General features: G+C 72.0%; 21 protein-coding genes. 3 read left to right on the plus strand and 18 right to left on the minus strand.

Features of this window, described 5'->3' with window-relative positions; genetic code table 11:
• Positions 1-17: 17 nt before the first annotated feature.
• Both ACFWN3_RS04580 and ACFWN3_RS04585 read right to left on the minus strand, forming a co-directional pair.
• On the minus strand, positions 18-1262 hold the full coding sequence (locus ACFWN3_RS04580) for a TadE/TadG family type IV pilus assembly protein (RefSeq protein WP_377643863.1): 1245 nt from the start codon (positions 1260-1262) through the stop codon (positions 18-20).
• Positions 1253-1705 (minus strand): TadE family protein, encoded by a 453-nt coding sequence (locus tag ACFWN3_RS04585; RefSeq protein WP_377643864.1) that lies wholly within the window; start codon positions 1703-1705, stop codon positions 1253-1255. The genes ACFWN3_RS04580 and ACFWN3_RS04585 overlap by 10 nt, the downstream gene beginning before the upstream one ends.
• Positions 1706-1969: 264 nt before the next feature.
• On the opposite strand from ACFWN3_RS04585, the gene ACFWN3_RS04590 reads away from it, so the two are divergent.
• Positions 1970-3439 (plus strand): hypothetical protein, encoded by a 1470-nt coding sequence (locus ACFWN3_RS04590; protein WP_377643866.1) that lies wholly within the window; start codon positions 1970-1972, stop codon positions 3437-3439.
• 6 nt (positions 3440-3445) lie between these two features.
• On the opposite strand, the gene ACFWN3_RS04595 is transcribed toward ACFWN3_RS04590, so the two are convergent.
• The 7 genes from ACFWN3_RS04595 to mtrA all read right to left on the minus strand — a co-directional run bounded on the left by ACFWN3_RS04595 (position 3446) and on the right by mtrA (position 11416).
• The gene (locus ACFWN3_RS04595) at positions 3446-4642 is read right to left on the minus strand and encodes a winged helix-turn-helix domain-containing protein (RefSeq protein WP_377643868.1); all 1197 of its coding nucleotides are present in this window, start codon (positions 4640-4642) and stop codon (positions 3446-3448) included.
• Positions 4635-5411 carry a response regulator gene (locus ACFWN3_RS04600; protein ID WP_377643870.1) on the minus strand — a complete coding sequence of 259 codons (777 nt, stop codon included), beginning with the start codon at positions 5409-5411 and terminating at the stop codon, positions 4635-4637. Before ACFWN3_RS04600 ends, ACFWN3_RS04595 begins: the two co-directional genes overlap by 8 nt.
• Before the next feature lie 10 nt (positions 5412-5421).
• Positions 5422-6078: a ribosome hibernation-promoting factor, HPF/YfiA family gene (gene hpf, locus ACFWN3_RS04605; protein WP_377643872.1), complete on the minus strand. Its 657-nt coding sequence runs from the start codon at positions 6076-6078 to the stop codon at positions 5422-5424.
• 190 nt (positions 6079-6268) lie between these two features.
• Positions 6269-7048, minus strand: coding sequence for a ComF family protein (locus tag ACFWN3_RS04610; RefSeq protein WP_377643874.1), 780 nt, complete (start codon positions 7046-7048; stop codon positions 6269-6271).
• Between the two features lie 128 nt (positions 7049-7176).
• Positions 7177-8946, minus strand: coding sequence for a GerMN domain-containing protein (locus ACFWN3_RS04615; protein WP_377643876.1), 1770 nt, complete (start codon positions 8944-8946; stop codon positions 7177-7179).
• Positions 8943-10736 (minus strand): MtrAB system histidine kinase MtrB, encoded by a 1794-nt coding sequence (gene mtrB / locus ACFWN3_RS04620; protein WP_377643878.1) that lies wholly within the window; start codon positions 10734-10736, stop codon positions 8943-8945. The genes ACFWN3_RS04615 and mtrB overlap by 4 nt, the downstream gene beginning before the upstream one ends.
• Positions 10737-10738: 2 nt before the next feature.
• Positions 10739-11416, minus strand: a complete 678-nt coding sequence (gene mtrA / locus ACFWN3_RS04625) for an MtrAB system response regulator MtrA (protein ID WP_377643880.1) — start codon at positions 11414-11416, stop codon at positions 10739-10741.
• Between the two features lie 111 nt (positions 11417-11527).
• On the opposite strand from mtrA, the gene ACFWN3_RS04630 reads away from it, so the two are divergent.
• Positions 11528-13129 (plus strand): sensor histidine kinase, encoded by a 1602-nt coding sequence (locus ACFWN3_RS04630; protein ID WP_377643882.1) that lies wholly within the window; start codon positions 11528-11530, stop codon positions 13127-13129.
• Positions 13130-13143: 14 nt separating this feature from the next.
• The gene (locus ACFWN3_RS04635; protein ID WP_377643884.1) at positions 13144-13797 is read left to right on the plus strand and encodes a LuxR C-terminal-related transcriptional regulator; all 654 of its coding nucleotides are present in this window, start codon (positions 13144-13146) and stop codon (positions 13795-13797) included.
• Between the two features lie 106 nt (positions 13798-13903).
• Here ACFWN3_RS04635 and ACFWN3_RS04640 read toward each other — a convergent pair whose 3' ends face one another.
• The 9 genes from ACFWN3_RS04640 to ACFWN3_RS04680 all read right to left on the minus strand — a co-directional run bounded on the left by ACFWN3_RS04640 (position 13904) and on the right by ACFWN3_RS04680 (position 22548).
• Positions 13904-14818 (minus strand): type II secretion system F family protein, encoded by a 915-nt coding sequence (locus tag ACFWN3_RS04640; protein WP_377643886.1) that lies wholly within the window; start codon positions 14816-14818, stop codon positions 13904-13906.
• Position 14819: 1 nt separating this feature from the next.
• The gene (locus ACFWN3_RS04645) at positions 14820-16808 is read right to left on the minus strand and encodes a type II secretion system F family protein (protein ID WP_377643888.1); all 1989 of its coding nucleotides are present in this window, start codon (positions 16806-16808) and stop codon (positions 14820-14822) included.
• Positions 16805-18178, minus strand: a complete 1374-nt coding sequence (locus ACFWN3_RS04650) for a CpaF family protein (protein WP_377643890.1) — start codon at positions 18176-18178, stop codon at positions 16805-16807. Before ACFWN3_RS04650 ends, ACFWN3_RS04645 begins: the two co-directional genes overlap by 4 nt.
• On the minus strand, positions 18175-19350 hold the full coding sequence (locus tag ACFWN3_RS04655; RefSeq protein WP_377643892.1) for a CpaE family protein: 1176 nt from the start codon (positions 19348-19350) through the stop codon (positions 18175-18177). Before ACFWN3_RS04655 ends, ACFWN3_RS04650 begins: the two co-directional genes overlap by 4 nt.
• 4 nt (positions 19351-19354) lie before the next feature.
• The gene (locus ACFWN3_RS04660; protein ID WP_377643893.1) at positions 19355-20137 is read right to left on the minus strand and encodes a Flp pilus assembly protein CpaB; all 783 of its coding nucleotides are present in this window, start codon (positions 20135-20137) and stop codon (positions 19355-19357) included.
• A 52-nt stretch (positions 20138-20189) separates the two neighbouring features.
• Positions 20190-20372, minus strand: coding sequence for a Flp family type IVb pilin (locus ACFWN3_RS04665; RefSeq protein ID WP_377643895.1), 183 nt, complete (start codon positions 20370-20372; stop codon positions 20190-20192).
• Between the two features lie 89 nt (positions 20373-20461).
• Positions 20462-20644 carry a Flp family type IVb pilin gene (locus ACFWN3_RS04670; protein ID WP_377643897.1) on the minus strand — a complete coding sequence of 61 codons (183 nt, stop codon included), beginning with the start codon at positions 20642-20644 and terminating at the stop codon, positions 20462-20464.
• A gap of 164 nt (positions 20645-20808) precedes the next feature.
• Positions 20809-20988: a Flp family type IVb pilin gene (locus ACFWN3_RS04675; protein WP_377643899.1), complete on the minus strand. Its 180-nt coding sequence runs from the start codon at positions 20986-20988 to the stop codon at positions 20809-20811.
• A gap of 183 nt (positions 20989-21171) precedes the next feature.
• On the minus strand, positions 21172-22548 hold the full coding sequence (locus ACFWN3_RS04680; RefSeq protein ID WP_377643901.1) for a hypothetical protein: 1377 nt from the start codon (positions 22546-22548) through the stop codon (positions 21172-21174).
• Positions 22549-22588: the final 40 nt, after the last annotated feature.

The raw sequence follows: 22588 nt of genomic DNA on the forward strand, positions 1-22588 counted from the left end.
GTGCTGGTGCGCGCTGCCTACTGGCTGAGGTGCAGGTCGGTGCGCGTGATGGTCTGGTCGACCGGGGAGTTGATCTGGATGCACGACTGGTTGCCGTTGGCGAGGATGACGCCGTTGACGACGACGGGCCCGTGGGTGAAGTTGAAGCACGAGTTGCCGTTGAAGTCGAGCGCTCCGGACTTGACGTACACCGTCCCGGTGATCCCCATCAGGCCGTTGCCCTGGATGGAGAACGGGTTGGTGTTGTCCCGCGAGTAGATGACCGCGAGGTTCGCGTACGGCCCGGTGACCGGCGCCACGATGTTGGTGTTGCCGTTCTTCCAGTTGAGGTAGCCGGTGGGCCCCGGCACGTAGATCGTGACACCCACCCCCTGGACGAGGGTGTTGTTGCCGATGAGCCACTCGCGGCTGACGACGTACAGGCCCGGCAGCAGCGTGCAGGTGACGTTGTTCCCGAGGGAGATGTCGGTGTTGTAGATGCCCGGGCCCTGGGTGCACGGGTTGGTCTTCACCGTGTGCAGCGGGTCGCTCAGGGGCAGCGGGAGCGCGGCCAGGGGGTCGGCGAAGGACGAGATCGGCTGGGTCGCGGGGGTGAAGACCCCGCCGTTGACGGTGCCGACGACGCCGTTCGAGCTCGAGGTCCAGTAGCTGTTCGGGCCCGCGTTGATGTTGCCGTTGACGGCGATGGAGCCGCCGTAGACGTTGAAGTCGGCGTTCTCGGACTCGACGCTGCCGAGGAAGCACAGGCTGCACTTGATGTCGACGCCGAGCTCGGCCTCGGCCTGGCTGCCGACGGCGACGCTGGACTTGCCGATGATCCCGGCGAAGTTCGTCTTGACGTTGCGCGTCGGCATCCGCACCCACACCTTGGTCGGCGCGGTCGCGCTGTTGAAGGCGATGCACGACGTGCCGCCCATGGCGACGTAGCCGGCGGGCATCGTGGCGGTGCAGGCACCCCACTCGGCCGGGGTGATGTCGAAGTTGACCTGCGCGTAGCTCTTGACGGCCGCGACGGCGTCGGCGACGCACGGCTTGGCGCCACCGCTGGGGCACGCGAGCTGCGGGTACAGGGTGTTGGCCGCGGCGAGGGCCGAGGCGTCGGCGGCGTTCTGCGACACCCGGCGGGTGTCGCGCGCCAGCCCGAGGTCGACGACCAGGGCGACGAGGATGACGAAGACGGTGAAGGAGATGGCGACGACGACCGCCACCGCTCCCCTCTCGTCGCGCCGGGCGGGAGCCCGGTGGAGTCGGTTCAGCACCACGTCCAGTTACCTCCGGTGGGGGCGCCATCCTGCACGAGGGAGCCGGTGGGGACCGAGGAGTCCTTCTCGATCGACATGACGACCTTGCTCGACATGATCCCGTTCGACGGGAACGGCACGAATCCGGTGGCCGACTTCTCCGACACCTGGGTGCAGAGGATGAACTGGTTGCCCTGCTTCCAGTCGGCGGCGAGGTTGGGCGCGCTCTGCTGGATCCGCATGTAGACCTTCACGCGCGGGGTGCCCTGGCCGAGGATGTTCGTGCTCGCGGTCCGGGCGGTGCACGCGATGTTCGTGTAGCTCACCGTGGGGCTGCACGCGGTGGCGTCGACGCGCAGGACGACCGCCTGGCGGGCCGCCTCGCGGCTGCCCTGCTTCAGGCCGATGGAGTCGAAGAAGAAGATGCCGTAGTCGATGATCCCGAAGACGAGGACCAGGAGCACGGGGAGCAGGATCGCGAACTCGACCGCGGAGGCCCCTCGCTCACGGCGAGCTCCACGGCGACGACTTGCGCTACTGACCATCTGCGTCCGCTCCTATGGCTCGGCGTGGGTGCCGATGCCTCACTCATAGTGGGCTACGGCCCCGGCCGGGCCATCACCCGTTCGGTTGGCCCGCCACCGACCGATCGGACCGGCCTCTCAGAATTCTCTCAGCACGGATCAACCGTCGGGCGGACGCCGTCCGCCTCGGTCATAGTGGCACGCGTGAGTGGCCCTGCCCTGCGACCGTCCGCCGCCGACCCGGTGGCCCCCGCTCGCCCCGCGACCGTCGCCGACCGCCTCGTCGCGCTGACACCCGCTCTGGCGCTCGTCATGGCGTGCCTCCTCGTCTTCCGGGCCCGCTACCTGCCGGTCTCGGACCCCGACCTCTTCTGGCACCTCCGGCTCGGCGAGCACCTCCGGTCCACGTGGGACTTCGTCGGCCCGGAGCCGTGGAGCTCGCTCGCCACGCAACCCCTGGTGTTCCACGAATGGCTACCCCAGCTCTTCCTCGACGGCCTGTTCGAGGTGGGCGGGTACGAGGTCCTCGCGACCGTCCAGGCGCTCGCCGCGGTGGGACTCCTGGTCGCCCTCTACGCCTTCGCCCGCCAGTTCGCCGCCTCCCTCCCTTCTGCGGTGCTGTCGATCGTCGGGTTCGTCGGCGCCTCGGGCTCCATCGCACCCCGGCCGCAGCTCGTGACGTTCGTGCTGACGGGCGTGTTCGCGGTGGCCTGGATCAGGTCGGCGGACGACGGCCTCCCGCGCTGGTGGCTCGTCCCCCTCTCCTGGGTCTGGACCTGTTCGCACGGCCTGTGGTTCGTCGGCGTCGCCCTGGGAGGCGCCGCAGTGCTCGCAGCGCTCCTCGACGGCCGGTTGGGGCGGCGCGAGGTGGCCAGGCTCGCCCTCGTCCCCCTTCTGTCCCTCGTCGCCGCCGCCCTGACTCCCGTCGGTCCACGGCTGCTCCTCACGGCCGGCGGGATGGCCGCCTACACCCCCTACGTCACCGAGTGGTCCCGCCCCTCCGTGCTGATGCACCAGACGGCTGCCGCTCTCGTCATCGCCGGTCTCAGCCTCGTGGTGTGGGTCGTGCGCCGGCCGACGTTCACCTGGACCGGCGCCGCCTTCTGGGTCGTCGGGGTGGCCTGCACCCTCATGTACGTGCGCACCATCGCCCTCGGCGCGGTCCTGCTCACCGTGGTGGCGGCGTCGACCCTCGGGCGGCTCGCTGCGGGGCCCGCACCGGCCACGCTGCCGCGACGCCGTGAATGGGTCACGGTGGGCGTGGGCGTCCTGCTCGCCGCGACCCTGGTCCCCGCCACCTCCTCGCTCGACGTCTCCCGGCCTGCGACGGTGCCCCTCGCGATGGACCCGGCCCTGTCGTCGCTCGATCCGGGGACGGTCGTCTTCAACGACTACGACATCGGGGGGTGGCTCCTCTGGCACCACCCGGAGCTCGACCCCGTGGTCGACGGCCGGGCCGACGTCTACGACATCGAGCACTTCCGGGCGGTGATGGAGTCGTTCTCGGCCCGGCCGGGGTGGGACGAGACCGTCACGGCCACGGGCGCGCGCGTCGCCCTCCTCAAGGGCTCCTCGCCGCTGGCCGGTGCGCTCCGGGATCGCAGCGGATGGACCGTCTCGGGCGATGACGGGACGTACGTGCTGCTGCGGGCGTCCGGCGTCACCGTGCCCTGACGCCGGTCACGCCACCGAGTCGAGCCCGAGCCAGCCGGCCAGCAGGCCGAGCTCCTCGTGGAGCTCCCGGACGTCGTCGACGTCGCCGCGTCCGTCCTCCCAGGTCGTGCGCCGGACCCGGAGGACGCCGGCCGCGCGGTCGGACTTGAGGTCGACGCGGGCCACGAGCTCGTCGCCGAGGAGGAACGGCAGGACGTAGTAGCCGTGGACCCGCAGCGGCTCCGGGACGTAGATCTCGAGCCGGAAGTCGAAGCCGAAGATCGCGCGCGTCCGGTCGCGCTGCCAGACGAGGGAGTCGAAGGGCGAGAGCAGGGCCCTGGCACGGACCCTCCGGGGGCGGCGCGCCTCGTGGTGGAGGTACGCGGGCCGGTGCCAGCCCTCGATCGTCGCCGGGACGAGCGTGCCGTCGGCGACGAGCGACTCGATCGCCGGCCGCGCCTGCTCGGGCTTGAGTCGGAAGTAGTCGCGCAGGCACTGCTCCGTGCCGACGCCGTGCGCGCGGGCGGAGATCTCGACGAGCCGGCGGAAGGCCTCCTCGTCGCCCGGGCGGGCGTCGGGGTCGAGGGCCTCTGCCCGCCACCGGGGCGGGAGCACGCGGGACGGCAGGGCGTACCGACGCTCGAACTGCTGGTTGCGACCCGCGCTCGACACCTCCCCCGACCAGAAGAGGTGCTCGAGGGCGCTCTTGACGAGCGACCAGTTCCAGCCCCAGTCGTCACGCTCGCGAGGGAGGTCGTGGGCCAGCGCGGCCTCGACACCCCGGCTCGTGAGCGGCCCCCGGGCGGCGACCTCGGCGAGCACCGCCGCGACCAGCTCGGGGTGGTCGCGCGCGACCCGCAGCATCCCGCCCCAGGCGTCGGAGCGAGCCCGGCGCATCCGGAAGTCGAGGAGCGGCCAGCTGGAGGGGGCGACGAGCGAGGCCTCGTGCGCCCAGTACTCGACGACCCGACGGGGCGCGACGTCGCGGGCCCGGTCGAGGAGGGCGCGGTCGTAGGGACCCAGGCGTGAGAAGAACGGGAGGTACTGGCTGCGGACGACGACGTTGACGCTGTCGATCTGGATGATGCCGACCGTGTCGATGACGCGCTGCACGTCGCGGGTCCCCGGTACCTCGGGACGCGGCCGCGTGAATCCCTGTGCGGCGAGGGCGATCCGGCGTGCCGCCGGTCGGGTGAGGTGGACCGGGTAGAGCGGCTCAGTCATCCGTCGGCAGGAGGTGCTGGCGGTGCGCGAACACCGCCGCCTCGACGCGCGAGTGGAGGTGCAGCTTCTCGAGGATGTTGCGAACGTGGTTCTTCACGGTGTTCTCGGAGATCACGAGCTGGTCGGCGATCTCACGGTTGGCCAGGCCGCGCGCGACGAGCCGGAGCACCTCGACCTCGCGGTCGGTGAGCTGCGGAGGCGGGGTGCCACCCTCGGGGGCGACGGGGACCTTGCTCAGCCGGGTGAACTCGCTGAGGAGGGTCGCCGCCATCCCCGGGGGGATGATCGCCTGGCCGTCGTGCACCCGGCGGATGGCGTCGGCGACCTCCTCGCCCGGGAGGTCCTTGAGGAGGTAGCCGCTCGCGCCGGCCTTGATCGCCTCGAACAGGTCGGACTCGTCGTCGGACATCGTGAGCATGAGGATGCGGGCCTCGGGCACCGCCACGCGGATGCGCCGGCACGCCTCGATCCCCCCGACCCCGGGCATCCGCACGTCCATGAGGACGACCTCGGGGTTGAGGCGCAGGCAGGCCTCGACCGCCTCCTCGCCGTTGCTCGCCTCGCCGACGACGGTCGCGTTGCCGTCGAGCTCGACGACGACCTGCATCCCGCGACGGTAGAGGTCGTGGTCGTCGGCGATCACCACGCGGACAGGGTGGCCCCCGGTCCCCTGCGCGACGTCCCTTTCGTCAGCGTCCACGGGCCCATCGTCGCAGGCTGGGGGCCCCGTGCGCACCACCGGCCCCTCCGATGTTCTCAGCCAACCCATCGTGGCTGCCTCAGGACGCGGCGGCCTCGACGTCGCCGGAGTCCTCGGACGAGGCCGTGAGGGAGCCGTCGAGGTCGAGGTGGAGCACCCCGTAGCTCCACCCGCGGCGCCGGTACACGACGCTCGCGCGGTCGGTGTCGACGTCGTGGAAGAGGTAGAAGTCGTGGCCGACGAGCTCCATGTGGCTCAGCGCCTCGGCGAGCGTCATCGGGGTCGAGCGGTGGATCTTCTCGCGCACCTCGACCGGGCTGTCGCCGAACGGGTCGTCGGTCGTCGCGTCCTCGTCGGCGGCGGGCTCGGCCGCGGCCGGTGCCGGGATGCGGGCGGTGGCGTGCGCCACCGACTCGGGGGTCCGGCGACCCCGGTGGACCTGTCGCTTGTCGTTCTTGCGGCGCAGCCGCTCCATGAGCTTGTCGATCGCCATGTCGAGCGCGGCGTGCTTCTCCTCGGTGCACGCCTCCGCCCGGACCACGGGGCCACGGGCGTACAGGGTGATCTCCACTCGGTCGCACTCCTTGGCCTGCCGACGGTTCGGCTCGTGGCTGACCAGCACCTCGATCCGACGCGTGCGGGGCTCGAGCTGGCTCACCTTGGCGAGCTTCTCCTCGATGTGCGCCCTGAAGCGGTCGGAGACGGTCAGGTGCCGTCCGGTGACGACGATGTCCACGTGGTCCTCCTCGATGCTGGGGGGTGCTGCCTGAACTCGCGGGCTCTGACGTCGGGGGCACCACCTCCGGGAGGATCGAGGACCGTGACCACCGACGCTAGCCCGGGTGCGGGTGGGTCACAAGGCCAACGGACGAGACCGGGCCACCGTGCCTGCCCACGGTCGTGGCGTGCCACGCCGGACGCGGCGCTCAACGGCCCGTGGGCAGGCGGGACCCGCCCGGTCGCGGGGTCCTGGCGACGGTGACGCCCACCACGTGGGCCGCCCCGGCGCGTCTCAGCGCGCGGGACGCCTCGCCCAGGGTCGCGCCGGTCGTGACGACGTCGTCGACGACGACGACCGTGGCGCCGCGCACGGTCGGGGCGGCCCGGGCACGTACCCCGAGGGCCCCTCGGAGGTTGGCCCGCCGGTCGGCCCGCGACAGCCGGGACTGGTCGCGCACTCGCCGGCGGTGGCGGAGGGCTGGGACCACGACGAGGCCCGGCCGGCGCCCGGCCGGCGGCCCCCGGACCGCGACGACCGCGCAACGGGCGAGTGTCGCCACGGGGTCACCGCCCCGCCGTCGCCGAGCGGCCGGCGACGTGGGGACCGGGACGACGAGGACGCCCTCACCCCGCACGAGGGCGAGCCGCAGCGCGGGCTCGGAGCCCAGCGCCGTCGTCAGGGCACCGGCGAGCAGCGCGACGAGGACGCCCGTGGCGTCGGCGCGGTCCTCGTCCTTCCACGCGGAGACGAGCCGGCGCAGCGACCCCTCGAACCGCGCCGCGGCGTGCACCTCGAGGACGCTGCCGTCATCAGGGTCGACGACCGGGACGCAGCCCACCCCGGGACCGGTCACCCTCAGGCCGTCACGGCAGGCCGGGCACCACGGGCCGCGACCCGACCCGCACCCGGCGCACCGCAGCGGCAGCACGAGGTCGGCGGCCGCCGCCAGCGCCCGCCGCACGGCTGCCCTCCCCGCTCCGGCCACCCGCCCACCCTCGACGTCCCACGGCGGGCACGCGAGGACCCGACCGGATCCGTGGACGACGGCATCCGCCGCGGGGCCCTGTGGACGAGCGGTCAGGGACGACCGGCAAGGGACGGGTCGGGGACGGGTCAGCCCGCGGCGACGGCGAGGTCGTTCGCCGGGCCGTTGTCGACCCACTGCGAGCCGGCCCGCCCGAGGAGGCGACCCGTGCTCGTCGTGACCCACAGGTCGCGCTCGCCCCCGGTGGACGCGATCGCCACCGCGTCGCGGACGGGGGTCAGCGCCCTGACGTCACCCCCGACGCTGAGGATCGTGGGTTGCAGCGTCTTGCCGTCGAGGACGCCGAGGGTGGCCAGCGTCCGGTCGTCGAGCCAGGCGAGCGAGACCGCACGGGTGAGGGGTGCCGCGAGGCGCAGGGGTGGGGCCAGGCTCTGCGGCACACCGCCCCCGCCGCGCACGACGCCGGACAGGTCGATCCGGTACCCGGTGCCGTTGGCGGCCACCGACAGCACGGCCACGCGGTCGCCGTCCGGGGCGACCCGCGACTCGAGGACCCGGCGGCCAGCGAGCCACGGGGCCTCGACCGCGCGCGCCCGGGCCGTCTCCCGGTCGGCCGGGTCGGAGCGGACGTCGACGACCCAGACGTGGGGACCCTTCGCGCCCTCCGTCGAGACGGCCCCCATCCACAGCCAGCCCCGACGGTCGTAGGCCGGGGCCCCGACGTCGACGCCGTCGAGCGGGACCTCGTAGCGGTTGGTGCCCTTCCACCGCGAGATGCCGTCCTCGCCGGGGTCGGCGCTCGCGAGCTCGGTCCCGTCGGCCGACAGGGCCAGGTGCCGGAACGCGGCGTCGACCGGGGGGTAGGTGACGGGGGTGGACGGCTGCCGCGGGTCCTGCTCGCTCGAGGCGGGGTCGAACCCCCCGATGTCGTCGCCCCGGCGCACGACGGGGTTCGCGAGGACGGCGCCCGGTGGGGTCGCGAACCCCAGCTCGGAGAGGGTGCCCGCCGAGTCGTCGAGGCCGACGAGGTCGACCGGCACCCCGTCGACCGACAGGGAGACGCGCGCGACGGCCCCGTCCTGGGTGAGCGTGCTGACGAACTGGGCCCACAGGTTCTGCCGGGTGGCCTCGCCCGGGCCCAACCGGCTCGAGATGAGGTTGACCGTCGCGACCCCGGCGTTCACCGACACGGCGTCACCGAGGAGGCGGGCGCCCTCCGGGACCGCCGAGGTCGCGGCCCCGCTCAGGTACGCCGGGACCGGGGTGATCTGCGCCCGGGCCAGCCGGGTCGCCAGCTTGTCGGCGGGGAACCACCGGACGTCCTGCACGAGGGCGCGCCGACTCGTCGACAGGTAGTGGACGGCGTACGGCTGGACGAGGCGGCTGACGTCGGTCCGCGAGATCCACCGCCCGAAGTTCTCGGGCAGCTCGGACACGCGCCACTCACCGCCGACGGTGGAGAGCCGGAAGGTCGCGCTGACGGTGCTGCCCGCCCGGGCCGCCACGTAGCGCCCCTCGGCGTCGACCGTGCCGGCCGCCCTGCCGGTGACCCGGACCGTCGCGGGGTCGAGGAGGGTGGCCGACGGCGGGGTGTCGTCGGCGAGCAGGACGATGTTGTCGTCGGGGTTCCAGCGCTCGCTCACCACGGAGGCGAGGAAGGCGCGCGCGTTGTCGTAGGCGGCGTCGCTCGCGGCCCCGGCGCGCAGGAACCCGCGCACGATGCTCTCCTGCCCGGCACCGGCGACCGGGCCCGGAGGGGCCACCCGCACCGCCGGCGGGGTGCCGCTGCCGACCTCGAGGCCCTGCTCGACGGGTCCGCCGCGCGACAGGCCCCCGCAGGCCGTGAGGACGAGGACCACCGCGAGGCCCACCGCGGCGGCGGGGCCCCGTCGGGTCACGGGTCCTCCGTGGGGCTGAGCGGGAGCGGCGACCCGTGGAGGGTGTCACCCGCCTGCTGGGGCAGGGTGAGGCGGAACCGGGAGCCGACGCCGCGCTTGCCCCACGCCTGGAGCCACCCGTTGTGGAGGCGGGCGTCCTCGAGGGAGATCGACAGGCCGAGCCCGGTCCCCCCCGTCGTGCGGGCCCGCGCCGGGTCGGCCCGCCAGAAGCGGGTGAAGACGTTGGCGGCCTCCCCCGGCCGCAGCCCGACGCCGTGGTCCTCGACGACGACCGCGACGGCATCCAGCCCGACGTCGACGTGGATGTCGACCGGGCGCCCCTCGCCGTGCTCGATGGCGTTGACGACGAGGTTGCGCAGGATGCGCTCGACCCGGCGCTCGTCGACCTCGGCCTCGGCGGGCCCGGCCGGGGCGTGGACCGTGACGACGCTCCCCCGCCGCTCGGCCAGCGGCCGGGCGTTCGCCACGACCCGTCGCACCGTGCCGGTGATGTCGACGGGCTCGACGTCGAGGGCCGCCGCGCCGGCGTCGAACCGGCTGATCTCGAGGAGGTCGGACAGGAGCGCCTCGAACCGGTCGAGCTCGCCGGCGAGCAGCTCGGCCGAGCGCGCGACCGTGGGGTCGAAGCCGGTGCGGGCCTCGTGGATGAGGTCGACGGCCATCCGGATGGTCGTCAGGGGCGTGCGCAGCTCGTGGGAGACGTCGGAGACGAAGCGCTGCTGGACCGCCGAGAGCCCCTCGAGCTGGCGGATCTGCGACTGGAGGCTGTCGGCCATCCCGTTGAACGACGTCGCGAGGAGGGCGAGGTCGTCCTCGCCGCGGGTGTGCATCCGCTGGTTGAGCTTGCCGGCCGACAGCCGCTGGGCCACCTCGGCGGCCCGGCGCACGGGCGCCACGACCTGCCGGGTCACCACCCACGCGACGGCGCCGACGAGAAGGGTGAGGATGATCCCGGCCAGGACAAAGGAGTTGCTGATGAGCGCCATCGTCGCGACCTCCTGCTCCATCGGGTAGATGAAGTAGAGGTCGTACAGACCCGCGTTCGGCACCTCGACGACGCTGCCCACGATGACGGCCGGGAGCGACTCGCCGCCCACGGTCACCTCGGTCATCTGGACCTGCTGTCGCTCCGGGGTCGAGGCCACCCGCTGCCGGAGCTCCGGGCTCACCGCGGACACGTCGAGCGCACCGCTCGTCAGCCCGGCGAGGACGACCTCGCTCTCGTTGCCGGCGGAGCGCGACATCACGACGTAGCGGCTCGGCACCTCCTCGGGGGCGGTGAGGATGCGCGACATGATGTCGCGGGCCGCCTGGTTGAGCTCGTCGACGGAGGTGGAGGTCGAGTTGTCCCAGTAGGTCTGCGCCTGGGCGGTGAGGGCGAGCGCCTCGTACTCGGCCCGGTCGACGCGGTCGTTCTCGAGGCCGTTCGCGATCTGCTCGTGGAGCACGCCGCCGAGGAGGGAGACGACGACGAGGCCGAGCGCCATCGTCGTGGTGACGACGCGCAGCCGCAGCGACTGGCGCCAGCGGCGGCGGACGAGGCGCGGGAGCCGGCGGGCCTGCGCGACCGCGGTCGTCGCGAGCTCGGCCGCCCGGGACGGCGGTCCGGCGTGCTCGGCGGCACCGTCCCCCTGTCGCTCGGCGGGTTCGAGGTCGGGACGGAGGTCGAGCCGGCGGCCACGCTGCGCGTCGGCACCGCTCGAGCCCTCGGGGCCGGAGGCGCCGAAGCCCTCGGGACCCTCGTCGGGGGGGACGGGGGTCCGGACGCCGGTGTCGGCGGGTCCGGACACGGTCAGGCCTTGCCCGCCTTGTAGCCGACCCCGCGCACGGTGACGACGATCTCGGGGTGCTCGGGGTCGTGCTCGATCTTCGAGCGCAGCCGCTGCACGTGGACGTTGACGAGCCGGGTGTCGCCGGCGTGGCGGTAGCCCCACACCTGCTCGAGGAGGACCTCGCGGGTGAAGACCTGCCAGGGCTTGCGGGCGAGCGCGACGAGGAGGTCGAACTCGAGGGGGGTCAGGCTCAGCGACTCGCCGTCGCGGGTCACCGAGTGGCCGGCGACGTCGATGGCGAGGTCGCCGATCGTCAGGCGCTCGGGCTCGGGCTCGTCGCCGCGGCGCAGCCGGGCACGCACACGGGCGATGAGCTCCTGCGGCTTGAACGGCTTGACGACGTAGTCGTCGGCGCCCGACTCGAGCCCGAGGACGACGTCGAGCGTGTCGGTCTTGGCCGTGAGCATGACGATGGGGACGCCGGACTCGGCGCGGATCTGACGGCAGACCTCGAGGCCGTCGATCCCCGGGAGCATGACGTCGAGGAGGACGAGGTCGGGCCGGTGGTCGCGGAACGCGCCGATGGCCGACGACCCCTCGGCGACGTGGTCGACCTCGAGGCCCTCGTTGCGCAGGACGATGCCGAGCATCTCCGCCAGTGCCAGGTCGTCATCGACGACGAGCACGCGACCTTTCACGTCGGCCGGTCCTTTCCCCACGGTGCCAGAATCCGCGTCATCCTCCCACAAGGACCCGTGAACACCCTCGAATGTCGAGAGAGTCGGGCGCCGAGTAACTAGGCTCGCGGCGTGACCCGCACCTCTCGCCTCCAGGGGCTCGACACGTCGGCCAGGATCCGCCTGGTCTTCGCGCTCCTGAGCCTCCTGCTGGCCGTGGTCACCGAGGAGACCGAGAAGGTCGTGCCGTGGCTCCTCCTCGTCGTCGTCCTCGACCTCGTCGTCGTCGCCCTCGACTCGATGCCCGTCGCCCGCAAGGGCCTGGTCAACACCCTCATCCTCACCCTCCTCACCGGTTCGGCCGCGGCGGCCGGGGCGGCCTACGCGACGATCGGGACCGGCGCCTCCCTCCTCGCGCTGCTCCCCGTCTTCCACGCGGGGTCGCGCCACGCGCGGCTGGGCTTCCTCCTCACCTCTGTCGGCGCCGGGCTTGCGTTCATCGGCTGCGTCCTCTTCCTCGCCTCCTCCGAGACCCACACGAGCAGCGACGTCATGCTGTGGTTCGGGGCCGTCATCGCGATGGGGCTCCTCGGCCTGTGGAACGCCCGGCTCGCCACCGAGCGGGACCGCAACGGTGCCGACCCGGCGGCCCGCGAGGCCATCGAGCTGATCCAGCGCCTCCAGGACCTGTCGTCGCAGATGTCGACCGGCCTCGACGCCCCGGCGAGCGCGACCCTCGCCCTCGACCTCCTCGCGGCCGAGGTGCCCTCGACCCGCAGCGCCGTCCTCGTCACCGAGGACGCCGAGCACCTCGTCCCCGTCGCCCTGCGCGGGTCGACCCGAGCGCCGTGGCACATCTCCGAGCACGTCGCCAAGCTGTTGCGCTCGAACCCGTCGAGCTGGCAGCCGACCGAGGTGGCCTTCACCGACGAGATGGGACGCCGGCGCGCGCTCGTCGTCCCCTTCGCCCTCGGCAACGGGTCGACCACCGTCCTCGTCGCCGAGCGCTCGGAGGAGAAGACCTTCACCCAGGCCGAGCGCGAGGTCGCGCGCGACGTCACGCGACGGATCGCCCCGACCCTCCAGGCCGGCCTCCTGTTCGGCACGCTGCGCCAGTTCGCCAGCCTCGAGGAGCGCAACCGGATCGCCCGCGACATCCACGACGGCATCGCCCAGGAGCTCGCGGCGCTGGGCTACCAGGTCGACGCGCTGCGGGCCCAGGCGGGCCCGCCCGGCATCCCCATGCGCGACGGCCTCGACACCCTGCGCGAGCAGCTCTCGACGGCCATGGCCGACCTCCGCCTCCACATCACCGAGCTGCGCGTCGCCGAGCGACCCGGCACCGGGCTCGGCGCCGTCCTCGGAGCCGCCGTGCAGAGCTTCGGCAGCGTCACCGGGGTCCGCACCACGGTGACGGTCAGCGAGAGCCAGCGCCGGATGGATCCCCGCGTCGAGATCCTCATCCACCGCCTCGTCATGGACGTCCTCGCCGACGCGCAGGCCTCCGGCGCCCGCAACGCGTGGGTCTCCCTCGCCACCTCGGTCGCCGGACCGGCCAACGTCGACATCTCGCACGACGGCGACCCGAGGCTGGCGAAGCGGACCTTCCGGGACCCGGCCCTCGACACGCTCGACGCGACCCTGTTCGTGAGGACCGAGCCGAACAGCCGCACCACCGTTAACCTGAGCGTCGAAGAGCCCGCACCGGTCGGTGCGACTCGCAAGCGGTCTTGACCGAAGGAGCTGCCGTGGGGATCAGCGTGGTGCTCATCGACGACCATGCCGTCGTGAGGGAGGCCGTCGCCGCGATGCTCGGCGCCCAGGACGACGTCACCGTCATCGGGCAGGCCGGCTCGCTCGCCGACGGGGTCTCCCTCGTCGACCGCGTCCTCTCCTCTCCGGTCGAGGACCGGCTCGTCGCCGTCGTCGACGTCACGATGCCCGACGGCAGCGGCCTCTCCCTCGTGCGCACGGCCCGGGAGCGCTCCACCGACATCGGGCTCGTCGTCCTCACGATGCTCAACGACGACGCGACGCTGCTCGAGGCGCTCGACGCGGGCGCCTCGGCCCTCGTGCGCAAGAGCGCGCCCTCGGAGCAGGTCATCAACGCCGTGCGACGCGCCGCCGACATGCCCGGCGAGTTCTCGGCCAGCGGTCTCGCCGAGGCGATGCGCCGTCGCAGCGAGTCCCCCCAGACGACGCTGACGGCCCGCGAGACCGAGGTCCTCGAGCTGCTCGTCGAGGGCGCGTCCGTCGCCCAGGTCGGCCGCCAGCTCTACATGAGCCCCTCGACGGTCAAGACCCACATCGGCAAGATCTACGAGAAGCTCGGCGCCCACAACCGGGCCAGTGCCGTCATCGCCGCGGTGCGGCTCGGCCTCGTCCAGGACGTCGAGCGCTGACCCACGGTCGCTGACCGGACGAAGGAGGCCGCCGGGAACGGCGGCCTCCGTCGTCTCGGGACGGACCTGACCGGGCCCACCCATCCCCTCCGGGGGGTGGGACCGGTCAGATGATCCCGCTCGAGAAGGTCTGGATGATGCGGATCGCACCCGGGCCCATGATGACGATGAACAGGGCCGGGAAGATGCAGAGCAGGAGCGGGAAGAGGATCTTCACCGTGACCTGCTGGGCCTTCTCCTCGGCGCGCTGACGCCGCGCGACGCGCATCTCCTTCGTCTGCTCCCGCAGCACCGCCGCGATGGGCAGGCCCATGCGGTCGGCCTGGACGAGGGCGCTGACGAAGTTCTTGACCTCGGGGGTGGTGACGCGCTCGCCGAGGGAGGCGAAGGCCTCACCACGGCCCTTGCCGATCTGCATCTCGGAGAGGACGCGGGCGAACTCGCCGCCGATCGGGCCGGGGACGGTGCGGGCGACCTGCATGATCGCGGCATCGAAACCCTGGCCGGCCTGGACGCAGACGGTGAGCATGTCGAGGGCGTCGGCGAGGCCCTTGGTCAGCTCCTGCTGGCGCTTGGCCCCCATGTTGTACACGAGGAGGTCCGGCAGGAAGAACCCGAAGACCCCGGCCCCGATGGCCACGATGACCCCACGGACCGACACGCCGAGGAAGACGATCGGGAGGAACGCGAGCAGGGCCAGACCGAGGGCCTTGGCGGCCATGATCCGCTCCAGGTTCCACCCGGCCGGGTTGCCCGCCTTGTCGAGGGAACGCAGGATCCGCCCGGCGGTCCCGCCGGGCGAGAGCCGCTCCCCGATCCGGCGCATCGCGCTGACGATCGGGACGACGAGCCGGTCGCGGGTGGCGAGCTCGTTCTTGCCGACGGTCTTGGTCGTCGGGGCGTAGTCGATGAGCTCGAGGGACCGGGCGACGCCGGTGGTCTCGCCGGAGCCGGTGCGCCCCACGAGCGCGACGACGGCGACGCCGAGCACGACGATGACACAGCCTAGGAAGAGGAGCACGTCATACCTCGATCGAAACGGTCTTTTTCATCCAGAAGATGCCGAGGATCATCGCCACGATGCCGCTCACGGACATCACGATGCCCATGAAGGTCGTCCACAGCAGGCTGACGTACTCGTAGTTGCTCCACATCGAGAACAGGAAGATCCCGACGGGGAGGGCGATGAGGATGTACGCCGAGAGGCGACCCTCGGCCGAGAGGGCACGGACGTGCCGCTTGAGCGACTCGCGCTCACGCAGCGTCGCCGAGGTGGTGCGCAGGGTCTCGGCGAGGTTGCCGCCGACCTCGCGCTGGATGCGGATCGCCATGACGGCCCACCGCATGTTCTCGCTCTTCATGCGCACGGCCACGTGCTCGAGCGCGTCGGAGATGTCGAAGCCGATCCGGCTCTCCGCCAGCGCTCGCGAGAACTCCTTGCCGGCCGGCTCGGCGGCGTCGCGGGCGACGGAGTCGAGGGCCTGGAGGAGCGAGAAGCCGCTCGACAGGCTCGTCGCGACGAGCATCATGACGTCGGGCAGGATCGCCTCGAACTTCTTGGCCCGGCGGTTCGCGAGCCAGCGCAGCGCGATGCTCGGCAGGAAGATGCCGAGGACGACGCCGACGAGGACCCCGAGGAGGGGCGCCCGGCTGCCGAGGAGGGCGAAGAACCCGATGCCCCCGACGAAGACGGCGAGGATGCGGATGACGAACCACTCCCCGGCGCGCCACGGCAGGTCGGCGCGCTCGATGAGCTGCATCGTCTTCGTCGTCGACTCGCGGCCCGACATGACCCGGTCGCCCATCTGGATGAGCTGCTCGCCCATCCCGTTGCCGCCGTCCGCGGTGCGGTGGGCTCCGGGAGCCCCGGCACCGAGGCCGTAGTTCTCGATCTCGGAGACACGCGCGCTGCGGCGGGAGCGGAAGGCCGGCCCGAAGAAGGCCAGAACGATGACGAAGAGGCCCACGAGGACGGTGACGAGGGCGATCGGGAGGAAGACCCCGGACATCGAGGCGATGCGCGCCTCCGGCGCGGATCCGTTGACCGCGGTGTCGATCACCGGGTCGAGCGAGGTGTCGACTTCTGGGGCGCTGGCGGTGACGTTGATGGACTGCGCCGTCGAGAACTTCTGGCCGGCGGCGCTGCCGTCGAGCACGACCTCGTACTCACCGGTGAGGCCGGCGGGGACGGTGAGGTCGAAGCGGACCTGCCCCTCGAGGGTCTTGGCGGCGGTGTCGAAGGCGACGCGCACGGCGTTGCGGTCAGCGGCGCTGACGACGGTGCCACCTCCGACGTTGGCGAAGCCGTTGAGGACGGCTCGTCCGGCGTCGTTCTTGAACGCGACGACCTCGGCGCGGACCTTGGCCTTGGTGAGGGCGGTCGTCGCGGCGCGGCGCTGCTGGGCGTCACGCGAGACGTTGCCGTCGGCTCCCGCGACGGTGTCCTCGCCGTCGCTGAGCAGGACGATGCTGCGCTCACCCTCGGTGCCCAGGGCCGCGACGGCGTCCTGGACGGCCTCATAGAGGGCGGTCTCGCCGCGGGCGCGCAGGCCGTTGACGACGCTCTGGACCTTGGCCCGGTCGGTCGTCGGCTTGACGTCGACGCCCGCCGTCGAGGCGAAGCTGACGACACCGACCTTGACGTCCTTCGGGACCGCCGCGAGGAAGTCCTTGACGGCCGTGCGGACGGTGCCCATGCCGGCCTCACCCATCGACCCGCTCGTGTCGATGACGAGCATCGTCGACCGGCTGGAGGTCGTGGCGGGCGCGAGCTTCACGACGGCGGACTTCCCGTCGACCCGCGCGATGACCTGGGTGGTGTCGATCTGCTTGGGGTCGACCCCACGGATGATGAGGGAGCCGGTGACGTGCCCGTTCGCGCTGCGCAGGTCGCTGAACGTCGCCGACGCCTCCGCCGACGCCGAGGCGGCACCGGTGAGGAGTGCCGTCGTGGCGAGCACGGCGACACCGACGGTCCGGGTGAGGACCGAGCGGGCAGCGGCACGGGTCACAGGCGCGCCCCGAACGTGAAGAGCGACGGCGGGAGGTCGACGCCCATGTCGGCGAGGTCCTGGGTGAACGCGGGCCGCAGGCCGGTGGAGACGAGCCCGCCCTTGAAGCGGCCCTGCTCGTCGCGCCCGGCGCTGAAGTCGAAGGTGAAGATGTCCTGGAGGGTGATCGTGTCGCCCTCCATGCCGACGACCTCGGAGATGGCGGTGATGCGGCGCGAGCCGTCCTTGAGGCGGGCCTGCTGGATGACCATGTCGAGCGCCCCGGCCACCTGCTCGCGGATGGCGCGCACCGGCAGGTCGACGCCGGCCATGAGGACCATCGTCTCGAGGCGGGCGAGCGAGTCGCGAGGGCTGTTGGCGTGCAGCGTCGTGATCGACCCGTCGTGGCCGGTGTTCATGGCCTGGAGCATGTCGAGCGCGGCGCCGTCGCGGATCTCACCGACGACGATGCGGTCGGGCCGCATGCGCAGGGAGTTCTTCACGAGCTCACGGATGGCGATCTCGCCCCGACCTTCGATGTTCGACGGGCGCGACTCCAGCCGCAGGACGTGGTCCTGGTGGAGCTGGAGCTCGGCCGCGTCCTCGATGGTGACGATGCGCTCGTCCTCGGGGATGAACGAGGAGATGACGTTGAGCAGCGTCGTCTTTCCCGAGCCGGTACCGCCGGAGATGACGATGTTGCGACGACCGCGGACGCAGGCCTTGATGAAGTCGCGGACGGCCGGCGTCATCGTCCCGAAGGCGATGAGGTCGGCGTCGTTGAACGGGTCCTTGGAGAACTTCCGGATCGTGAGCATGGCGCCGTCGAGGGCGATCGGCGCGATGACGGCGTTGACGCGCGAGCCGTCGGGCAGGCGGGCGTCGACGAGCGGGCTCGCCTCGTCGACACGACGGCCGACGCGGCCGACGATCTTGTCGATGACGCGACGCAGGTGCGACTCGCTCGAGAAGTGGGTCTCGACCGGGTACAGCTTGCCCGAGCGCTCGACGTAGATGGAGTCGGCGCCGTTGACCATGATCTCGCTGATCTCCGGGTCGCGCAGCAGCGGCTCGAGCGGCCCGTGCCCGAGGATTTCGTCGGAGACCTCCTGGGCGATCCGGGTGCGGTCGGCGTGGCTCAGCGGCGTCTGCTCGCCGTCGATCGTCTGCTGGAGGGTGGTGCGGACCTGCGCGGCCAGCTCGGCCTCGGGGAGGTGGGGGTCGTAGAGGCGCGGGCCGAGGTTCTCGATGAGCGCCTGGTGGACGCGCTCCTTGACCTCGGTGAACGGGTCGACGACGCGCCGCTTGACGACGGGCGCCCCCGGTGCGGTGTCGGCGCCGGGCACCGGTGCGGTGCGACGGACGCTGTCGAGACGGTCGGCGAGGCTCATCGACGCCCCCTACTGAAGAGTGACTTGCGGGTGGACTGGAGGTCGTCGGCCTCACCGACCACCTGCTCGCGCAGGTGGGCGTCGGCGAGGTGCCGGATCGAGACGCTGACGCCGTTCTTCGGGTCGTCCAGGACGATCGGGACGCCGCGGTTGACCGAGGCGGGCACGGCGAGCGAGTTCGGGATGTTGACCGCGATCGGTGTCTTGATCGCCGTCACGACGTCCTCGGGGCGCAGCCCGACCTTGGTGTCGGCCTTGTTGAGCACGATGATGCGCGCGTCCTTCGGGCTGCCGAGCATGTCGAGCGTGTCCATGGCGACGCGCAGGTTCTTCACGGCCGGGATGTCGAGGGTGGCGATGAGGACGAGCGAGGCGCTGATGTCACAGGCGGCCAGGACGTGCTCGGTGAACGACGGCGGGGTGTCGACGATGACGAAGTCGTAGTTCTGCCGGGCCACCTTGAGCAGCTCGGTGACGACGTTGACCGGGATGCGGTCGGCGTCGCCCGGGTCGTTCGGTGCGCAGACGACGTCGAGGCCGCTCGCCTCGTGGCGCGTCACGAGCTGGGCCAGGCCCGACTCGTCGAGGTGCCCGCTCATCGCCACCGCGTCGAAGATCGAGCTCGCCGGCAGCAGCTGGAGGCTGATGGCCACGTCGCCGAACGCGAGGTCGAGGTCGACGAGGAGGGTCTTGAGACCGACCGAGGCCAGGTGCACGGCGACGTTCGTCGACAGCGTCGTCTTGCCGACCCCACCCTTGGCGGAGAAGACCGTGACGATCTTCCCGGTGTCCTTCGCCACGCCCCCGGCGTGGCCGAGGAGGCGGGAGGTCAGCTCGCGGCTGCGCCGCAGGGCCTCACCGAGCGCCGACTGGTCGTCGGCGGCGACGACCTCGCGGACGCCGGCGCGAAGGGCCGCGCCGAGCGTCGTGACGTCGACCCTGCTGCGAAGGAGGATGACTCCGAGCTCGGGCCGGTCGAGGCGGGCCGCCTCGGCGAGCTCGCAGGCCTGCTCGAGGGGGACCTCGGGGCCGATGACGACCTGCTGGACGCCGAGGTTGTCGTGGAGGACGCGGGCGACCATCGACGCCGAGTCCAAGGCCTGGGTGTCCGGGCCGAGGACGAAGCGGAAGCGCTCGAGGGCGTCAGGTGAGGAGTCCCAGAGGATGTTCACCAGATCACCCGAAGACGTTCTTGGTGCTGGTCTCGAGCTTCGGGTCGACCTTGACCTCGGCGCCGCGGAGTCCGGCGTAGAGCGTGAACTCGTTGATGCCGTGGACGAGCTTGGTGGCCTGCTCCGGCGTCACCGCGAGGGTGACGAGGAAGCTGGCGCCACCGCCTTGGGCCGCTCCCGGGTCCTCGCCGTCCTCGGTCGGGGCCACCGGGGTGGCGCCGCTCTGGAGCGGCGTCGCGCCGATGCCGATGACCTGGATGTTGTCGAGGAGGACGTTCGTCGATGCGAGGGGCCCAGCGGCGGCGGCGTCGCCGCTGGTGGCGGCCTCAGCTTGGTGCGTGGCGAAGATCGTGATGAAGCTGCCCGGCGTGACGAAGCTGCCGACGCGAGCGGGGTCCGACAGGGCCACGGACACGGCGAGCTTGCCGGTGGGCACCTGGATCAGCTTCTCGCCCACCGGGCTGTCGCCCCACGAGGCGGCCAGGACGTACTGTCCCGGCGCGATGTCGGTGAGCGCGAGGAGCGCGCTGTTGTCGTCCGTCACCTGGGTCAGCGCGCCGGCGGGGACGCCCGCAGCGGGGACCTGCGTCTGGGTGAGCATCTTGAGCCTGATCGCGTCACGGATGCTCGTCCCCGCGGGGATGGCCAGCGACGACGTGAAGACCGTGCGCGGAGAGGCCGCGGCGACGGCACGCGCGTCGGCGTTGCGCGCGTAGAGGAGGACCATCACTCCGCCGATGAGGGCGAGAACGGCGGCGACGATGATGGCAAGGATCCGACGACCCATCACGATTCCTTCTGCAAAAGTTGTACGGAGGTCGGCCGGGCGGCCGGTCAGATCAGATCTGGGTGGCGGCGTCGATGAAGAACGACGACAGCTTGGAGCCCAACGTGATCACCGCGACGATGATGACGATGGCGATGAACGACACCATCAGCGCGTACTCGACGGCGGTGGCACCACGGTCACCCTTCAGGGTGGCGCGTGCGGTGAGCGCGAGCCTGGTCAGCTGAGTGGTCATGTGGTCCTCACCTCTGGGAGTGCAGGGAAAGTTGAAGGGCGTCGGCCGAGACACCGATGGGTTCTCGGCCGACGCCCGGGCAACTCCGCTCAGATCTGGCCGGCGGTGTTGTTGAAGAGGCTGGAGAGCTTGTTGCCGAGGGTGAGCACGGCGATGATGATGACGACGGCGATGAGGGCGACCATGAGGCCGTACTCGACGGCGGTCGCACCCTTCTCGTCGTTGCGGAGCATGAACATCTTGGTCTGGAACTTCGCGATGGCGCGGATCATGGTGGTGCCTTTCGATTCTGACGTGGTGGGTCCTGGGTGGTGCGAGGTAAAACCTCTCATCCCGCTTCCCGGAGCGACATGGCCCGATGAGGCCAAGGTGCGACCCCGAACGGTCGAACGGGGTCACCCGTTCGGACGATGGTCCGCAGCCGCCGAAATCCCGGTCAGATGCTGGTCGCGGTGTCGTTGAAGAGGCTGCTGAGCTTGTTGCCGAGGGTGAGCACGGCGATGATGATGACGACGGCGATGAGGGCGACCATGAGGCCGTACTCGACGGCGGTCGCACCCTTCTCGTTGCGCATCATGAAGAGCTTGGTCTGGACGGTGGCGAGGGCCTTGGTCATGGTGGTGCCTTTCCGGGACTTGATGGAGTGGTGCGCTCAGCACTGTGGGCGCCACGACCGGCGGGGGCGATGGGCGGATCGGCCCAGCCCCCGGCGACGAACGGCCGATGGCCATCGGCCGTTCGGCCGATGCCGCGTCGCGAACCCGCTCAACGGCGCGGTTCCAGGGGTCTGAGGACCCTCTCAGCTTGTGCGTTTGCTGAGGACGACCAGGTCGTGGAGGCGGCTTTCGACCTGCCAACCCGCCTGTGCGAGAACGCTTTCACACTCGTCGTCGACGACGGCGACGGCGAGCGCGGGGTCAGGGATCCGACAGTCGTGGAGGAAGTCGAGGAAGCCCACCTGGGTCTCGCGGGTGAACGCGTCGACCGGGTTGGCCGCCCACACGGTGATGCCGTCGCGCGCGAAGGTCTCGGCTTCCGGCTCCTTCGCCAGCACGGGGCGGTCGCCGGCGATCCGGCGGAGCTCGGGGACGAGGGCGTGCCCCGGAGGGCGCACCCGGTCCTCCCGCCGGACGAGCTGGACCCCGACGAGCCCCACCGCCACGACGGCGACGACCACGAGTGCGGCGGCACCCACCCGGGTCGTCGCGGGCGTCGACTGCCCGTCGCCCTCCCGAACGGTTGAGCGCCTCGCTCCCGCCGCGGCCACGGGGGCGAGGAAGAGAAGAAGCCAGATCCCGTGCCGGGCTGCGTCGGCGGTCCCGACGAGCAGCCCAGCGACGACCAGCCACTCCCAGCGGGTCAGTCGGCGGGCCGCGAGGGCCAGGAGGACGACCCCGCAGGCGACCATCGCGACGTCGAGGGGGTTCGTGGGGCTCGGCGCCGCCCAGAGGTCGGTGCCGCGCACCGCGGCCTCGTTGCCCAGGGCCGCCAGGTAGTACTCCGGCGTGCGCAGCCCGGCCGAGGTGAGCACGAGCGCCGACAGGCTGAGCAGCCCCACGACGGCGCGGCGCACGAAGCCGTGGCCCCGGCCCGCGAGGACGAACACGCCGAGGACGGCGATGCCGACGAGCACCGCTCCGTGCAGGTTCCCCCAGAGCACGACGAGCGGAGGGACGAGCCAGATGGCCCGGCTGGGCCGGTCCGCCTCCCGGCGGAGCAGCCACACGAGGGTGACGAACGGGACGAGCGACAGCGACGGGAACCGGACGACGACGAGGGCCGTGGATCCACCGACCACCACGAGAGAAGCCGCGAGCGCGATCCGTCCGTCGCGCGCACCGAGACGGCGGGCGTCGGAGACGAGGACGAGCAGCGTCCCCGCGACGAGGAGAAGGTGGAGCGCGGGCAGGGCCCACCACCCGAGGCCGTCGACGAGGGAGAGCAGCACCTCGGCGAGGAGCGCGGGGTTCGGCCAGTCGAGCTGGGGCGCGCTGGCGAACGGGATCCCGTCGGGAAGGCCGCCCACGCGACGGGCGGCGTCGCCGAGCGCCACGACCCACAGCAGGTCGGCTCCGAGGACGAGCAGGCCCGCGACGCCGACGACCCACGCCCCCACGACCGTCTCCGGAAGGGGGAAGCGCCGTGACCGGCGAACCCTCTCGACACCCTGGTCCACCGCGACATCCTCGAAATCGGCTGGTCGTGAACGTTGCTCG

The sequence above is a fragment of the Oryzobacter terrae genome (assembly GCF_042756445.1).
Lineage (GTDB): Bacteria > Actinomycetota > Actinomycetes > Actinomycetales > Dermatophilaceae > Oryzobacter > Oryzobacter terrae.